General features: G+C 41.5%; 13 protein-coding genes. 12 read left to right on the top strand and 1 reads right to left on the bottom strand.

What is annotated here, in order from left to right; all coding sequences use genetic code 11:
* Positions 1-95 precede the first annotated feature (95 nt).
* From ilvA to BLP92_RS02440, 5 genes are all read left to right on the top strand, one after another.
* Positions 96-1,358 carry a threonine ammonia-lyase IlvA gene (gene ilvA, locus BLP92_RS02460; protein WP_090840242.1) on the top strand — a complete coding sequence of 421 codons (1,263 nt, stop codon included), beginning with the start codon at positions 96-98 and terminating at the stop codon, positions 1,356-1,358.
* 80 nt (positions 1,359-1,438) lie between these two features.
* Positions 1,439-2,302 (top strand): CvfB family protein, encoded by an 864-nt coding sequence (locus BLP92_RS02455; RefSeq protein WP_090840240.1) that lies wholly within the window; start codon positions 1,439-1,441, stop codon positions 2,300-2,302.
* A gap of 68 nt (positions 2,303-2,370) precedes the next feature.
* On the top strand, positions 2,371-4,548 hold the full coding sequence (locus BLP92_RS02450) for a type IA DNA topoisomerase (RefSeq protein ID WP_090840238.1): 2,178 nt from the start codon (positions 2,371-2,373) through the stop codon (positions 4,546-4,548).
* 299 nt (positions 4,549-4,847) lie between these two features.
* The gene (locus BLP92_RS02445; RefSeq protein ID WP_090840236.1) at positions 4,848-5,147 is read left to right on the top strand and encodes a pepsin/retropepsin-like aspartic protease family protein; all 300 of its coding nucleotides are present in this window, start codon (positions 4,848-4,850) and stop codon (positions 5,145-5,147) included.
* Positions 5,148-5,228: 81 nt separating this feature from the next.
* The gene (locus BLP92_RS02440) at positions 5,229-5,435 is read left to right on the top strand and encodes a KOW motif-containing protein (protein WP_090840234.1); all 207 of its coding nucleotides are present in this window, start codon (positions 5,229-5,231) and stop codon (positions 5,433-5,435) included.
* A gap of 57 nt (positions 5,436-5,492) precedes the next feature.
* Here the strand turns inward: BLP92_RS02440 and BLP92_RS02435 are convergent, their stop codons facing one another.
* Entirely contained in the window at positions 5,493-6,842 is a 1,350-nt protein-coding gene (locus BLP92_RS02435) for a hypothetical protein (protein WP_090840232.1), read from the bottom strand.
* 60 nt (positions 6,843-6,902) lie between these two features.
* Between BLP92_RS02435 and BLP92_RS02430 the strand changes: the two genes are divergently transcribed.
* The 7 genes from BLP92_RS02430 to BLP92_RS02400 all read left to right on the top strand — a co-directional run bounded on the left by BLP92_RS02430 (position 6,903) and on the right by BLP92_RS02400 (position 14,965).
* A complete protein-coding gene (locus BLP92_RS02430; RefSeq protein WP_175444151.1) occupies positions 6,903-7,715 on the top strand; it encodes an SDR family NAD(P)-dependent oxidoreductase in 813 nt (270 codons plus the stop codon).
* Between the two features lie 13 nt (positions 7,716-7,728).
* On the top strand, positions 7,729-9,081 hold the full coding sequence (locus BLP92_RS02425; protein ID WP_090840228.1) for a hypothetical protein: 1,353 nt from the start codon (positions 7,729-7,731) through the stop codon (positions 9,079-9,081).
* Between the two features lie 165 nt (positions 9,082-9,246).
* Complete coding sequence (locus tag BLP92_RS02420; protein WP_175444150.1) at positions 9,247-12,816, top strand: dynamin family protein; 3,570 nt, start codon at positions 9,247-9,249, stop codon at positions 12,814-12,816.
* A gap of 87 nt (positions 12,817-12,903) precedes the next feature.
* Positions 12,904-13,110 carry a hypothetical protein gene (locus BLP92_RS02415; RefSeq protein WP_090840224.1) on the top strand — a complete coding sequence of 69 codons (207 nt, stop codon included), beginning with the start codon at positions 12,904-12,906 and terminating at the stop codon, positions 13,108-13,110.
* 25 nt (positions 13,111-13,135) lie between these two features.
* Entirely contained in the window at positions 13,136-13,876 is a 741-nt protein-coding gene (locus tag BLP92_RS02410; RefSeq protein ID WP_090840222.1) for a Cof-type HAD-IIB family hydrolase, read from the top strand.
* 68 nt (positions 13,877-13,944) lie between these two features.
* Positions 13,945-14,334 carry a DUF2203 domain-containing protein gene (locus tag BLP92_RS02405; RefSeq protein WP_175444149.1) on the top strand — a complete coding sequence of 130 codons (390 nt, stop codon included), beginning with the start codon at positions 13,945-13,947 and terminating at the stop codon, positions 14,332-14,334.
* Between the two features lie 208 nt (positions 14,335-14,542).
* Positions 14,543-14,965: a DUF2231 domain-containing protein gene (locus tag BLP92_RS02400; protein ID WP_090840218.1), complete on the top strand. Its 423-nt coding sequence runs from the start codon at positions 14,543-14,545 to the stop codon at positions 14,963-14,965.
* Positions 14,966-15,022: the final 57 nt, after the last annotated feature.

The raw sequence follows: 15,022 nt of genomic DNA, 5'->3' as shown, positions 1-15,022 counted from the left end.
GAAAAGTCAAGAAGGATTTTAAAACTTTGTTTTCAGCACTCGCATAGTTGTGATAAGATTAGTCATAATATTCGAACGAAGAGGAGATAATAGGGATGGAAGAGACTAAAATGCAAAGCGTTCACGTAAAAGACATTTTACTTGCTCACCAGGCTTTAAAAGACGTAGTAGTTAAAACTCCGCTGCAGCGGGACGCAATCCTCTCAGAGAAATACGGTGCGGAAGTATATTTAAAAAGAGAAGATCTCCAGGTAGTCCGCTCATTCAAACTGCGAGGTGCCTATAATTTAATGCAGGGTCTTTCTGAACAGGAATTACAGCAGGGTGTTGTATGTGCCAGTGCCGGTAATCATGCACAGGGTGTAGCTTACTCGTGTAAAGCCCTGGGAGTGAGAGGGAAAATATACATGCCTTCCACTACTCCCCGCCAAAAAGTTTCTCGCGTTGAATTTTTTGGCGAACCGTTTGTGGATGTTATCTTAACCGGTGATACATTTGACGATGCTTTTAAAGAAGCAATGACGGCCTGTACCGAAGAAGGAATGACATTTATTCATCCATTCGATGATTTACGCACCATCGCTGGTCAGGGCACCGTCGGCATGGAGATTTTAGAGGATATTGATGTTCCGGTCTCCCATGTATTTATGAGTATCGGCGGAGGTGGTCTTATTTCCGGAGTTGGTTCTTATTTTAAGGAAATTTCCCCTTTAACAAAAATGATTGGGGTAGAACCTGCAGGAGCCCCGGGAATGAAAATATCCATCGAAGCAGGAGAAGTTACTACCCTTACTAAAATTAATAAATTTGTAGATGGGGCTGCAGTTAAAAAGGTGGGGGAGATTACCTTTGAGATTGCTAAACACGTTGTCGACGAAATAAAAACGGTCGACGAAGGAAAAGTGTGTTCCACCATGCTTAATTTATATAACGAAAATGCAATTGTTGCAGAACCAGCTGGTGCGCTCTCCATAGCAGCTTTAGACGATTATAAAGAAGAAATTAAGGGGAAAACGGTAGTGTGCATCGTAAGCGGAGGAAATAACGATATTGACCGTATGCAGGAAGTAAAAGAACGTTCTATGATTTATCAGGGGCTGAAACATTATTTTATCGTGAATTTCCCACAGCGGGCAGGAGCTCTGCGGGAATTTTTAATTGATGTACTTGGTCCGACAGACGACATTACACGTTTTGAGTACACGAAAAAAAATAACCGTGATAAAGGTCCGGTGATGTGCGGAATTGAATTAAAACATCGGGAAGATTATCACTCTCTCATTGACAGGATGGAGAAAAAAGGGTTTGCTTATATAGAGATTAATAAAGATGAAGATTTATTTAATCTGTTGATCTGATAAATGGATACTGCCTTATTGATGAGCTGTTTATCATTAATAAGGCTTTTTTCTGGATAACTTTAAGGAGGAATAAATTTATGAACGATGTACCAGTGACAGGCAGAATGGTGAAGGCAAAGGTAAAGTCCCAGACGAGAAAATGGATGAATCTGATATATGAAGGAAAAGAAGTTATTATGTCAGCGGAGGATATTACCGGGCCTGTCGGAGATTTTGTCGAAGTATTTCTTTTTGAAGACAAGGAGGGTACTTTAAGTGCCACTATGAAACAGCCGCTGGTTACTGCGGATACCTATGACTGGGTGTACGTGGTAGGAGGTATTGAGCCGGGAGTGTTCGTAGACATCGGTCTGCCAAAGGATATTTTGGTTTCAAAAGATGATCTGCCGGAAGATCGTAAATTATGGCCGTTAAAAGGAGATAAGCTGTTTGTTACCCTATCACATGACCGCAGGCAGCGTCTGAAAGCTGTTCCCATCAGCGAGTGGCTGATTGATGAAGAGCGGGACCATGCGACAAGCGAACTTCGCTCAGCAAATGTCCGGGGGAATGTGTATCTTCATAAGGAAGGTGGAGCTGCAATGATCACAGAAGATGGAGTCAGAGGATTTATCCACGAAAGCCAGGCGAATTTCACGCCAAGACTCGGCCAATTCGTAGAAGGAAGAGTCATTGAAGTAAAAGAAGACGGCACAATTAATGTAACCCTGCGGGATGAAAGAGTGGTTGCCCAGGGAAAAGATGCTGAAAAAGTACTGGAGCTTCTGCAGAAACGCGGAGGTGAAATGCCTTTTACTGATAAATCCAGCCCAGAAGAAATTGATGCCGCATTTAATCTGAGTAAGGCTGCTTTTAAGCGGGCGTTAGGCAAGCTGATGAAAGAAGGGCTTGTTAAACAGGAACCGGGGCGCACTTATCTAGTCCAGGAAAAAAATGAATAATTGCAGAATGCTGACTTCCCCTCTATAATAGAAACAAACGTTCTATATAGAGAGGAAGTCGATTTTTTATGCAATTAATCATTGCAGAAAAACCCGATCAGGCAAAAAAATTAGCTGCGCCTTTTCAGCATCAGACCAATAAAGACCATATTATTCTTGCACCGTGTGAAACTTTTTCGCAGGGTGCCGTTTTAACGTGGGCGTTGGGGCATCTTTTGGAGCCGGTGCCTCCGGAAACCTACAGAGCGGACTGGAAACGCTGGAACCTGCAGACGCTGCCAATGATCCCGGAAGACTTCCGCTACCGTGTAAAAAGAAGACGTGAGTTCAACGTAATTTATAAATTTGCGAAAGATAATAAAATTAAGGGATTTATCCATGCCGGGGATGCGGAAAGAGAAGGAGAAGCAATTGTCCGATTAATTATTGAAGAAACCGGGGTCCATAAGCCGATCAAGCGGCTTTGGATCTCCTCACTGACGCCGCAGGCAGTGCTGCAGGGCTTTCAAACCTTAAAGGATGGCAGCCAAACAGAAAGTCTCCATAACGAAGCAGTAAGCCGTGCATATGCAGACTGGGTAATAGGACTGAACGCTACGAGACTTTATACATTATTAATGCAGAAAAAAGGAATTAATGCTGTTTTTACGGTAGGAAGAGTACAGACTCCAACCTTGTGTCTTATCGTTAAGCGGGAGCATGAAATAGCTTCGTTTACTCCTGTCCCTTATTGGGAAGTGAAAGCCCGCTTTCAGCATGAGAAAGGAGTTTATGAAGGAACCTGGCACAAAAAAGGGGAGTCAAAAATTGAAACGCTGGAAATGGCGGAAAAAATTCATGCTTTCGTTGAAGGAAAAGATGCACAAATTACTTCTTTTAAAGAAAAAATCCGTAAAATAAAACCGCCGCTGCTGTTTTCTCTATCCACACTGCAGTCCTATGCGAATAAAGCATTTCAATTCTCACCGAAAAAAACACTCGATACTGCGCAGAAGTTATATACGAAGGGACTGCTGACTTATCCGAGGACTGATTCATCCCATGTAACAAAAGAAGAAGCCCAGCAGTTTCCACGAATGCTGAACCAGATTGAAAAAATTGCTGCTTTTGAAAAACATTTCCCTTTACCGAAGCAGACATTACTTCAGGATAAAAGGTATGTGGATGCAAAAAAAGTAAAGGATCATTACGCTATTATTCCCACGGAAGAAATTAAAGATCCGGGAAAACTGAGCGCAGACGAAAAGAAAATATATGAAGCTGTCATTCTGCGCCTTCTGGCGGCACATGAAAATGATGCAGAAATAAAGGACATTCACTGTGAGACACTGGTGGACGAACGGGCAACTTTCAAATCTAATACAAGTGCAGTAATGAAAGAAGGATGGAAAAGAATTTTGCCCTCCTCCAAGGAACAAAAGACAGAGCATGGGCTGACGGCTCTCAGAGAAGGCCTGGCTTCCATTGTGTCGCAGGCAGAAGTGGAAGCGAAAAAAACGAAAGCGCCGAAACGTTATACAGAGGGTGATTTGATCCAATTGATGAAAACCTGCGGCAGAGAGCTTGACCCGGAACTGGCCCAGGTCCTGAAACAGACAGAAGGGCTGGGAACAGAGGCGACAAGAGCAGGTATTATAACCGTGTTAAAAGACAGGGATTATATTCAAGTCGCGAAAAATTTAGTATATGCTACAGAAAAAGGAAAAACATTGTACCAGGCTGTGGAAGGAACGATCCTGGCTTCACCGGAAATGACCGCGAAGTGGGAGCAGCGGCTCTCGGAAATTGGTGCGGGAGAAAAAGGAGCGGGAATGTTTTTGGAGCAAGTCAAAAAACTGTCAACTGCTGTAGTGGAGAAAGCACAGGCACAGGCCGGGTCGTGGGATATCTCCGGGGAGGGAATCCCGCAGAAAAAGAAAAGTACTCGAAAGCCGGCCAAAGCGGGCAATTGTCCCCTCTGCGGAGAAGCGGTGCTCGATAAAGGTAATTTTTATGGATGTGCCGGGTATAATAAAAATAAATGTACTTTTACTTTATCCAAGATTCTCCTGGAAAAGAAACTCCCGTTAAAACAAGTGAAACTTTTGCTTAAGCAGGGGGAAACCGAAGTGATTAAGGGTTTTAAAAAAGAGAACAACCACTTTGATGCAGTTTTAAAATGGGATCAGAAACTGAAGAAAATTATTTTTGTTTCAAACACATCCGGCGCTCCTGTTTCTGAAAAAAATTCCGGAAAGACTGGGTGAAAATCGCAGCACTCTGTGAAGCAGGAATACGTTAAATTTTTTTGCTCTGGAGAGATCATCATCTCTTTTTTCGGAGGCATTCGGCATTAACAGCCTTTACAACATAAGCAAGTGCAGCAGTGGCTGGAAATCGATAACTCGTCCAGCCGTAAGCTTTTGATAAAGCAGGCATGTTCCGCTTGAATTATTCCATCTCTTACTGCTGCTGTTTTGTTTCTTGGCAGGTAAGATGTATAATGGGAGTATTCTGTAATATAAACAGTTTTAACTTATTAATTCATACTTCAGGGAGTGAAAGCATGAAACATTTAACGCTGGAAAACGGAAAACTTTTTACAGAGGCGAGAGTAAAAACAGATGGAGAGTATGAAACTTTCTATGTAATGATTGACACGGCGCTTCCAAACACAGTGTTGAACAAGCATAAAGTAACTGTTTCTGATTTAGATGCGATGAGTATTGGTCCTTTAAAGGTAAGCAATTTTCAGGCAGAGCTGCAGGAACTTGATATTGATGGCATCATTGGGCTTGATTTTCTTTTGAAAACAGGTGCGAAATTAAATTTTGACGCGATGACCATCTCGAGTTCCAGAACGTAAACTGGAAAATGATTGACCTCATCCACAGAAGCGTGTATTATCACTTTGAAAGCTTGATAAGAGTGGAAAGGGGATAGACCAATGTCTGAAGAACAAGAAGAAATACTGGTTCAGCCGGGGGATCATATTTTTATAACTGCCGGAGAATATAAGGGAGAACTGGCGAAAGTGATTTCACCTTATACAAACTCGGCCACAGTAGAAATGGAGAAGCGTGATGAAGATGGTACGAAGCCTCGTACAGTCCTCCGTCACACTGAATATGAAGTGATTGAAAAAGCAGAATGATCAATAATCAGCTCAGGGCGCTCTAATATTTATTAGGGCGCCTTTTACCTTTTATAATTACAGTAATCCTGCAAAATGAAAACTGTAGACAGCTGTACTCAGAACGACAAACGCCACGAGTACAAATTTGGAATTCTTCTTACTCACTTCCACCGGTTTTTCACTCATCAGGCGGGAAGCGAGGAGCACCTGTCCGGAAAAAGGAGAAAGCTGTGTCGCTACAGTCCAGCTTACAAGCAGGAGCAGTGCTGCATACTCAGCACTTATTCCTATCGCGGCAGGGGTAATGGAACTGCCGATCCCAATAATAATAATAATCGGGTGAATTCCCACCAGTGCCAGGAGCAGCGTAATAAACATAATAAGCACAGTAAAAAATAACACTGAACCAAGCGTCCATTGAATAAGCAGCTCTGAAATAATAGTGCCGAAATTAGTAGCTGCCACTGCGGTGCCGAAAAAGCCTGCTGCGATGAAAATGGCGAGTTCATTTTTCACTTTTTGAAAAGACCCCGTAATCTGTTCCATAATATGCTGGCTGAACCCTATTACCTCCCGTTTAAACACAGCAAAAATATAGGGGATCAGGATTGCCAGAAAAGTTACCACCTCAATCATGGTAGCGTCGGCAGCGTAATAAACGAGAAAAGATAAGCCGATAAATACTAATGTGAACCGGAGAAGCGGGATAATTTCTGCAGAGGCATCCTGGCGTTTTCCTTCATTGGTAATTAACGTATCTTCTGAAAACTTTATATCTGATAGGAATATTGCGGAAAGCACCCCGTATAATACCGCCAGTACCAAGCCGTATCCAAAAATAGTAAACCAGGAAACATCGAATAAAGCGAGCACTAAACCGACGTTTACAAAATACGGGGACCAGAGCATACAGCAGGCAAAACCACGCATCATGTGAAGCGTCATTTTTTTAGGGTAGAAGGAACGGAAGCTTTCATCCGCAATTTGTCTTATAATAGCCATGGAACCAAAATTAAGAATTAAGCCGGCCGTGCACATCAGCGTAAAACTCAGCCGGTAAGGCCTGTTTTTGTTTCCGCTGCTTTTTAATATAATGAACTGTTTCAGCTGATTTAAATATCCTGTGTAACTCATATAGGAGCCCACCAGGGGAATAAGTATAAACAGCGCTAATATGTTTACATTTGTTCCAAAAGCAGCTGCAGCTGCTGCAGGCGTGAAATTTTCTTCAGCTGCGATAAATACTGCAGTAATAGTTAGAATAGAAATAATTATTTTGTTTATCCTCTGAATAGAAAAAAATGCTGCGGACAGCAGTAACAGTGCCAGAAACCCGTATACAGGAGAGATATCCCGGGGGAGTACCGTATCTAATAAAAAAAGAACTGCCGTTACATAAGCAGTAATACCAAGTATTGTTTCCATACGTTTATTCAGCGTAATCCCTCCCCTCGACGTTTCTATTTTATCATGAAGGAGGCCTCTATGACCCGGAGAAACATCTTAATTACAGGAGCAGGAAGCGGATTCGGTTTTATACTTGCCAAAGAGCTGAGTAAAACTCATACAGTAATTGCTGTTATTCGCAGAGTGTCAGATGCTTCCGCACTTAAAAAAGCAGGTATTCAATTTATTTATCAGGCAGACATTACTCGTACTGCTGACAAAGACCGCCTGTGTGAAGAATTAAAGAAGCAATTTACCGCAGTTGATGTTTTAGTTAATAATGCAGGTTTCTGCCAGGGGGGCGTAACGGAAGCTCTTGATGACGAAGACTGGGCAGCACAGCTTCAGGTAAATGTAGTGGCCCAAGCAGATATTACAAGAAGAATGCTGCCTTATCTCAGAAAGTCCGATCAAGGAAAAATTATCCAAATGGGAAGTGTAAGCGGCATAACCGGTCTTCCCGGACTCGGTGCCTACGCTGCTTCAAAATTTGCACTTCGTGGATGGAGTGAATCTTTAAGGTATGAGCTGCTGCCGCAGGGGATTTATGTAACGCTGCTTGAAATTTCCTCCTATAAAACGGATATCTGGGGAAAGAGTGCGAATGGGGCAAAATTTTCGCAGCAGTCCTACTATGAAAATCTGGAAAATGCTTTGAAAAAACATGCAGATCAGAATGCTTCTTCTTCCGGTGACCCGTTTGAAATACTTGCATATGTAAAGCAGATTATAAAAGCAGAGAAGCCTCCATTTCTCCTCTCTGTCGGCAGAACAGCAAAACTCTGGAAACTAGGTACCGTCCTGCTTCCCCGGAAGATTCTGGAGACTTTAATTCTTTATAAAACAAAATAAACAGGAGGCGGGTATGAATATTCGGTCTCATCACTATTTATTCTTTACATGTGTCGTAGCTTTATATTTACTTTCATTAATTATCAATCATTATCTACTGCACTATTTTCTCGCCTTTGCAACGATTATATTATTTGCTATGTCATTTCCTTATGCCTCTTTTTTATTTCGGCTGCTTGCTGGAATTTTTGGCAGTATCGGCCTGGCTTTACTTTTTATTTATCCGATGGCAGGTATGGAAACCATTTTATATGTAAATGAAAATTTGTCCCTGCTTGCACTGCTGTTTATGCTTCCCTGGATGAACAGTATTGTGCGGGCAGGGAGGTATGACCGGAGGATTAATGAACTTCTGTCTGCAAACGTAAGCGACCTGGGCAGGCTGTATCAGCGGGCTTCGGTTACCAGTTACATATTGGTGGCTTTTATCAACTTATCCGCCCTGAGTCTTTCGCAGGGTGTCTTAAAAGAGAATATGCGGAATTATGAGCTTCAACTGCAGCAGAAGTTTATTGTACAGACGACGTTAAGAGCATTTGCTGTGGCACTTTGCTGGAGTCCGATGGAAATCCTTGTAGCGATCAGTGTCGACGCTACGGGAGTAAGCTACTTTACCATGCTTCCCTGGCTGATGCTTGTCTCCTTTCTTACGTTAACACTGGATGGAGTGGTCGGCAGGTGGAGGTACCGGGCAATTTCTTATAAGGCGCCTGAAAAAACTGTGAGTACCAAAGGAATATTAAAACCGATCAGCATCCTCACTGGAGCACTTTCCTTATTTCTTCTCACAATTGTAGCTATCGGAAATCTTTTTGAACTTAATTTTATTCTTACCGTTACAATCGTTATTTTTCCTTTCGCCTTTCTCTGGGCTGCATCTGTCAGACGTATTAAAAGTTTTCTTGCAGTTGGGCTTCCTGTCTGGAAAGAGAGAAATAATCATATGCAGAATTTCATTCTGCTTTTTGTTTCTCTGGCATTTTTTTCCACGGCCTTAAATCAAACACCGCTGCTGGAAACCATTCAGTCTCCCTTTCTTGCAATGGAAGATACCCCCTGGGTAGTTTTGTTTATGATTCAATTCACATATTTATTGATGAGTATGATAGGTATTCACCCAATCGCAACGATCGCAGTCCTGATTGAAGCAATTACTCCACTGTTTGCAGCAGCAAATCCTCTCAGCTTTAGTATTGTATTGGTCAGCGGCGCTCTTGCTACGGCAACGGTAGGAACTTACGGCATCACTGTGAATATCAGCGCAATGAATACAGGTTTAAATCCGTACCGGATTACCTGGATGAATATGCCCTATGCTCTTCTGTACGGCGGTGTAGGGACAGTTGTCGCTATATTACTACTTTAAAAAATGCCGCAGTTTTGTTCAGGAATGTTCCTGTAAATAAAATGGTGAAATCAGGACAATTTTTCAGGGAGTCTGCAGGAAATTCCTTTCATTCACTGAAGATTGTTTTCTTTCCGCTTCAATTTTCGATATAGTTATTATATGAGTTCATTAAAAGGACGTGACATGATGGAGACAGAAACTATACTGACATTAACAGAGCAGGAACAGGACCGTTTAGAAAAGATTGAAGATAAAAAGAACAGCGGTATTTTTGAAGTCGCTTTCTGCGGTCATTTTTCCGCTGGGAAATCCACTCTGCTAAATGCGCTGCTGGGAGCAGAAGTGCTTCCTACAAGCCCGATCCCTACGAGCGCGAATATTATAAAAATATCGAAAGGGGATTTTGGACTGCAGTTAATCGGTCCGAAAAATAAAAAGATTCATTCGTATGAAGGCGAGCTCCCCTGGTCCCGTATTAACGAGTGGGGCAAAGAAGGAGAGCAGATTAAAGAACTGCATATCCAGGCCCCCCTTTCTTTTTTATCAGATAATGGAGTGATCGTAGATACTCCCGGTGTCGATTCCACAGATCCGACTCATGCAAAAGTTACGGCTGAACAGCTTTATTCAACAGATACGATCGTTTATGTAATGGATTATAATCACGTACAATCGGAAACGAACCTTCACTTTTTAAAGCAGCTTTCCCAGGCAGGAAAACCTATTTTTATTGTCATAAACCAGATTGATAAGCATGAAGAAAAAGAAGTTTCCCTGGAAGATTTTCGTGCGCAGGTAGATGAAATATTTGAGAAATGGCATATCCGTTATGCGGGATTTTATTTAACTACGATGAAAGAACAGGATCATCCGCTGAATCAATTTCCAGCGCTTCGTCAAAAAATGAAAGCTATATTAAAACAAAGCAATCAGTTCATGCTCCCTGCACAGGAAGCATTGAAAAAAGGCTATTATGAAGCGCTCACTGCCAGGATTCAGTCAGAGTTTAATGAGAAACGTAAAGAAATAAAAGAAAATGCCGGGAAAGCAGGTTTTACTGCAGCGGAAGTTGAAGAAATTTCTACGATTAAGGAACAGATGTCAGAGCTTAAAGGATATGAAAGGGCTTTGGAGCAGGATTATGACGATCAGTTAAAGCGGCTTTACGACAATGTACATTTGTTTCCATTTACGACAACAGAGCTGCTGGAACGTTATGTAGAGTCGAAACAACGCACATTTAAAGTGGGAGTTCTGTTCTCCGGTAAAAAAACAAAGGAAGAACAGGAAAAAAGGCTGAATCAGCTTACAGTGGAGTTAAATGATAATTTAAAATCGCAGCTGATTTATTATGTAGAAGATTATTTTAGAAAGGTTCCGGTACAGAAGCTGTCTAATCAGGAGGAATTTTTACAGGCGATGAAAGCTCTGGATATTGCAGTTTCGAGTGATTGGATTGATGGACATATTACTTCTGCTTCTACAAACCGTGAATATGTGTATACCCTTTCGAAGAAAATGAATGAAGCGCTTGTAAGAGATGTACGCCAGGCAGGGTCTCAGCTGCTTCTGCTTTATATTGAAGGATTAAAACAGCATGTGGATTCGCAGATCAAGGAGCTGGATAAAAAGCAGGAAAAATTAGCTGATCTGGAAAAATATCATGAAGAGTTAGCCGCAATAAGTGAAATGGAAAAAGAAATGCTCCACACTGCTGAAGTTTACAAGCCTTCCGGCGCGGTGATTAAACCACTGGAGGATCTGCTCGAAAAAGTTTCGCCGGACACACAGGTGAAGGAAGAAACATTCTGGAAGGATATTACTCTTGAACAGGAAAATACTGAGGCAACTCCGGAAGAGACAGAGAATATATATAATGCTTCTTCCCCAAAGCTGGATCAGCAAGCAGCTTCGGAATGGCTGCAGGATTTAACAGCATGGACAGCACCTATCAAAAAGCATATTTTATTTAAAGAAGAAGTGCAGGAATTAGAGAAAGCGGTCGAAAATTATGAAAAGTCCACCTTTACTATTTCGCTCTTCGGCGCTTTCAGTGCCGGGAAATCAAGCTTTGCGAATGCACTGCTGGGTGCAGAGGTTATGCCGGTGTCACCGCACCCTACAACAGCAACGATTAATACGGTCCGCTGTGCAGATGAAACACATTCTCACGGAGAAGCGGTAATTTACTTTAAAACCAGAACAGCTTTATCTGAAGAGATAGAGTCTGTAGCAAAATCCATCCGGCAGAAAGTGGATATTGACACGATAGCGAAGTGGAGTGCAGCCTCTTTAACAAGATTAACCAGGCAGCAGAGAACGCTGGTCGATTATCTGCTCATGCTTCAGGCATCTCTCAGGGACAATAAGGAATTGCTGGGAACCGTGAAAACAGTAAATATGGATAACCTTTCTCCATACGTAGCTGATGAAACAATGGCCTGCTTGATACAGAATGTTACTATGTATTATAATTCTCCCTTAACAGAGCAGGGAATTATTCTTGTAGATACTCCCGGAGTTAATTCTATTCATGGAAGACATACAAATATCGCTTTTCGGCAGATGGAGACATCGGATGCTATATTTTACCTGACATATTACAATCACGCCTTTTCAAAAGCAGATCAATACTTTCTACAGCAGCTGAACAGTGTAAATGAAAGTTTTTCAGCCAACAAAATGTATTTTGTTATAAATGCCAGTGATCTGGCTGACTCTGCCAGTGAACTGCAGATGGTAAGAAAACATGTGAAAGAGCAGCTGCAGCAAAATGGATTTTCAGTTCCTAAATTGTATGACGTTTCAAGTAAGCTCGCGCTCCAGCCTGGTTCTGAAGATAAGAGCTTTGAAATTTTTGAGAATCATTTTTATTCCGCAGTTCTGGATGAGCTGAAGCGGCTCGGCATTGAAATTATTAAGGAACAGGAAAGCAGAGTTGCTGAACAGCTTCACAATTACTCTGCATACCTGCAGGAATCATCGGAAGAGAGAGCTGCGCATTTAGGGAATTTAAAAGAAAGTGCAGGAGAAGCAATCAAGGATGTAAAACAGCAGTCTTTTCAATATGTTGTCAGAGATGCGCAGCGGGAACTGGAGCAGCTGTCCCTGCATCTGCGTAAACGAATGAATTATGTACTAAGCGATTATTATTTGGAAGCGGTAAATGTTTCAGTATTATCCGGAGATAATAAAAAAAATCTTCAGATGGATCTCATCCATGCTGTACTTGACTGGGCAGCGATGGGGGAACAGTTTTTAAAACAGGAATGGGAAGCAGTTTCAATCAGGCTGGATCATGCAGTGCAGCGTTTATTCAGGAACTGGAGTAACACCTACGAAGAAAATCTGCAGAAACAAATTCCGGATCTATATATTATCAGGCCAGCTTTTCAACTGAATATTCGTACTAAAATGGAAGATATAAAGTTGGTAGAAAACGAAGAAAAGTATAAATCTTATTTAAAAAGTAAAAAAGATTTTTTTGAAGGAAACAAAAGTAAAGAATTAAAAGAAGCGCTGGTGCAGGAAGCTATGGAAAATGTTACTCTGCTACTGCAGCGGAAGGAACTTGAAATTAAAGATTTTTTGGAAGAAGCAGTTGGAGAAATCACGGAAGAAACAAGAGCTGCATTTATTCACGCACTGGAACGGGAAATTGAAAAATACGATGCTCTTATGAGTGAAGAACAAAAAGAAGTGATCGAGCAGAGAAAACAGGCTCATCAGGAGCTGGCAGCATATCCTTTATAACTTCCACTGGCTCAAGTACCGGGATTATAAATACAGCCTTCCTGCTGCCATGGGACCTGTGCATCGCTTTAGAAAGCGGGTGATTTAATGAACATGACACCTTATTTAATAATTGCAGGGATTATCTGTGTTATCGCGCTGGCAGCTACAATATTTATTGGAATGAATCCAGAGGATAAAAACTACTCTGATAAGAAAAAGTCGAAAAATCACTTTAAACTGCTTACTTATATTTATATAGGCACATTTATTCCAGCAATTATCGCTACAGTAATTTACTTTATTTATGTTTAAAGGGAATGACAGAAGGGAGCAGCAAATGAGCAGTCAAATTAAGCTGGCAGTACTGGATATGGATGGGACCGTATTATCGAATGATCATCGGATATCAAAGGAAAATAACGAGGCTGTGAAACTTGCAGTGGAAAATGGCATTACCGTAGTGATAGCTACCGGAAGGTCTTTGATGGCTGTAGAAGACTATGCGGAAGAATTGAATCTCAATGATTATATTATTACTGGAAACGGCAGTGAAATCTGGCATTTAAACGGTCCAGAATTAATTGAGAGAACTGTACTGGATACGAAGCTGGTGGAGCTTATGTGGGAGCTCAGGAACACATACAAAGCGCGTCACTGGGCGGCCTCTGTCGGTAAAGTATGGAAACAGGAAATGCCGGATAATATGGGGGAACTGGAGTGGCTTAAATTCGGGTTTGACCTGGATGATGAAGATGTCAGAGAAGATATTTTGAGTGAGCTGAAAAAACATGACGGGCTGGAAATAAGTAATTCTCATCCATTAAATATTGAAGTTAATGCAAAAGGAGTTCATAAAGCAAAAGCAATACACCGAATCTTGGAATTTAAGAAGTTAAACTTTGATCAGGTTCTGGCTTGCGGAGACAGTTTAAATGATATGACTATGATTCAGCAGGCAGGCATAGGAGTAGCTATGGGGAATGCCCAGCCGGCCGTGAAAGAAGCTGCTGATTTTGTAACTCTCGGGAACCAGGAACACGGAGTAGCAGAAGCATTCAGGCATTTTAAATTAATTTAAGCTTCTAACATTCTTACATTCGGATCCATCTACGCTTGCTTTTTATGTTTGTAAAGGAGGGCAGAGGCATGTATGCTAAATATTTTACAATAACTCAGGCAAATAAACTGCTGCCCGTGATAAAAGAAGAAATTACTGCACTTAAAGATGTACAGGCAGAATTTAATGAGCTTTGGAAAACCTATCAGCAGCTTAAAGATGGAAATCATGTTGCCACAGATGCAGGAAGAATTTTTAAATTGGAAAGCCAGCTTGAGTTTATGGAGATTCTTGCGCAGCAGCACGTGAATAATATTCAGGCAAACGGAGCTTTATTAAAAGGCATTGAGCCTGCACTGGTTGATTTTCCGTCATTTAAAGGCGGCGCAGAAATTCTGCTCTGCTGGAAAGAAGGAGAGGAAACAATCAGCTATTATCATGATACGAAAGATGGTTTCAGTGGGCGCCGTCCCTTATAAATTCAACGGAGTCACAAGACCAGTGGAAGGAGTATATCTGAAATAAATACTTGAAAAAGAAATCTATATTAACCTGCCGACGGCTGTCTCTTCATTGGGACAGCTGTTTTATTGTTAAATTTATAATTGCACTGTTTGTACAAATGTGTAACAGGGTATATACATTATATGTACAAAAGTAATTCTAATATTTTAAGAGGTGGTTAATTTGTATTTAATTCCTGAACCCCTCCATCCTGCAATAGTTCATTTGCCTATTGCGCTTTGGATTGTAGGAACACTCTTTATTGTTTTATCTGTCTGGCGATCCTGGTTTTTTGAACGTGCGGCTTTATGGGTAGTGGCTATAGGTACGGCAGGCGGCATAATTTCCTACCTAACAGGACCTGATGCGGTAGGTGTTGCAATTCAGCTTTATGGAGATTCTGTAGGAGAATTTCTTGGGCTGCATCAGCAGTTTGCCTTTTATTCACTTATCACATATATTATTATCACAATTTTACTAGCAATTAATCTGGTAATGAACAATAAATTTCTCCGCTGGGGTCTTGCTGTTTTATCTGTAATTGGCGCAGTGTTAGTATTCGCAACCGGTCATTATGCCGGCAGGTTAATGTACGATGGTATATGATATCTGAAGGCTGACCGTCCGGATAGTGAATGGCCGAAGTATTAATTAAATATCGTT

The organism is Alkalicoccus daliensis, assembly GCF_900103955.1.
In the GTDB taxonomy this organism is placed as follows: Bacteria; Bacillota; Bacilli; order Bacillales; family Salisediminibacteriaceae; genus Alkalicoccus; species Alkalicoccus daliensis.
This window is presented reverse-complemented; position numbering and strand designations above follow the sequence as displayed.

What these genes read in the sequence shown, in the direction of transcription:
- ilvA (WP_090840242.1), top strand. Translation starts at nt 96, where the DNA reads ATGGAAGAGACTAAAATGCAAAGCGTTCACGTAAAAGACATTTTACTT.
- BLP92_RS02435 (WP_090840232.1), bottom strand. Translation starts at nt 6,842, where the DNA reads ATGGAAACAATACTTGGTATTACTGCTTATGTAACGGCAGTTCTTTTT.
- BLP92_RS02425 (WP_090840228.1), top strand. Translation starts at nt 7,729, where the DNA reads ATGAATATTCGGTCTCATCACTATTTATTCTTTACATGTGTCGTAGCT.
- BLP92_RS02415 (WP_090840224.1), top strand. Translation starts at nt 12,904, where the DNA reads ATGAACATGACACCTTATTTAATAATTGCAGGGATTATCTGTGTTATC.
- BLP92_RS02420 (WP_175444150.1), top strand. Translation starts at nt 9,247, where the DNA reads ATGATGGAGACAGAAACTATACTGACATTAACAGAGCAGGAACAGGAC.
- BLP92_RS02405 (WP_175444149.1), top strand. Translation starts at nt 13,945, where the DNA reads ATGTATGCTAAATATTTTACAATAACTCAGGCAAATAAACTGCTGCCC.
- BLP92_RS02430 (WP_175444151.1), top strand. Translation starts at nt 6,903, where the DNA reads ATGACCCGGAGAAACATCTTAATTACAGGAGCAGGAAGCGGATTCGGT.
- BLP92_RS02410 (WP_090840222.1), top strand. Translation starts at nt 13,136, where the DNA reads ATGAGCAGTCAAATTAAGCTGGCAGTACTGGATATGGATGGGACCGTA.
- BLP92_RS02440 (WP_090840234.1), top strand. Translation starts at nt 5,229, where the DNA reads ATGTCTGAAGAACAAGAAGAAATACTGGTTCAGCCGGGGGATCATATT.
- BLP92_RS02450 (WP_090840238.1), top strand. Translation starts at nt 2,371, where the DNA reads ATGCAATTAATCATTGCAGAAAAACCCGATCAGGCAAAAAAATTAGCT.
- BLP92_RS02455 (WP_090840240.1), top strand. Translation starts at nt 1,439, where the DNA reads ATGAACGATGTACCAGTGACAGGCAGAATGGTGAAGGCAAAGGTAAAG.
- BLP92_RS02445 (WP_090840236.1), top strand. Translation starts at nt 4,848, where the DNA reads ATGAAACATTTAACGCTGGAAAACGGAAAACTTTTTACAGAGGCGAGA.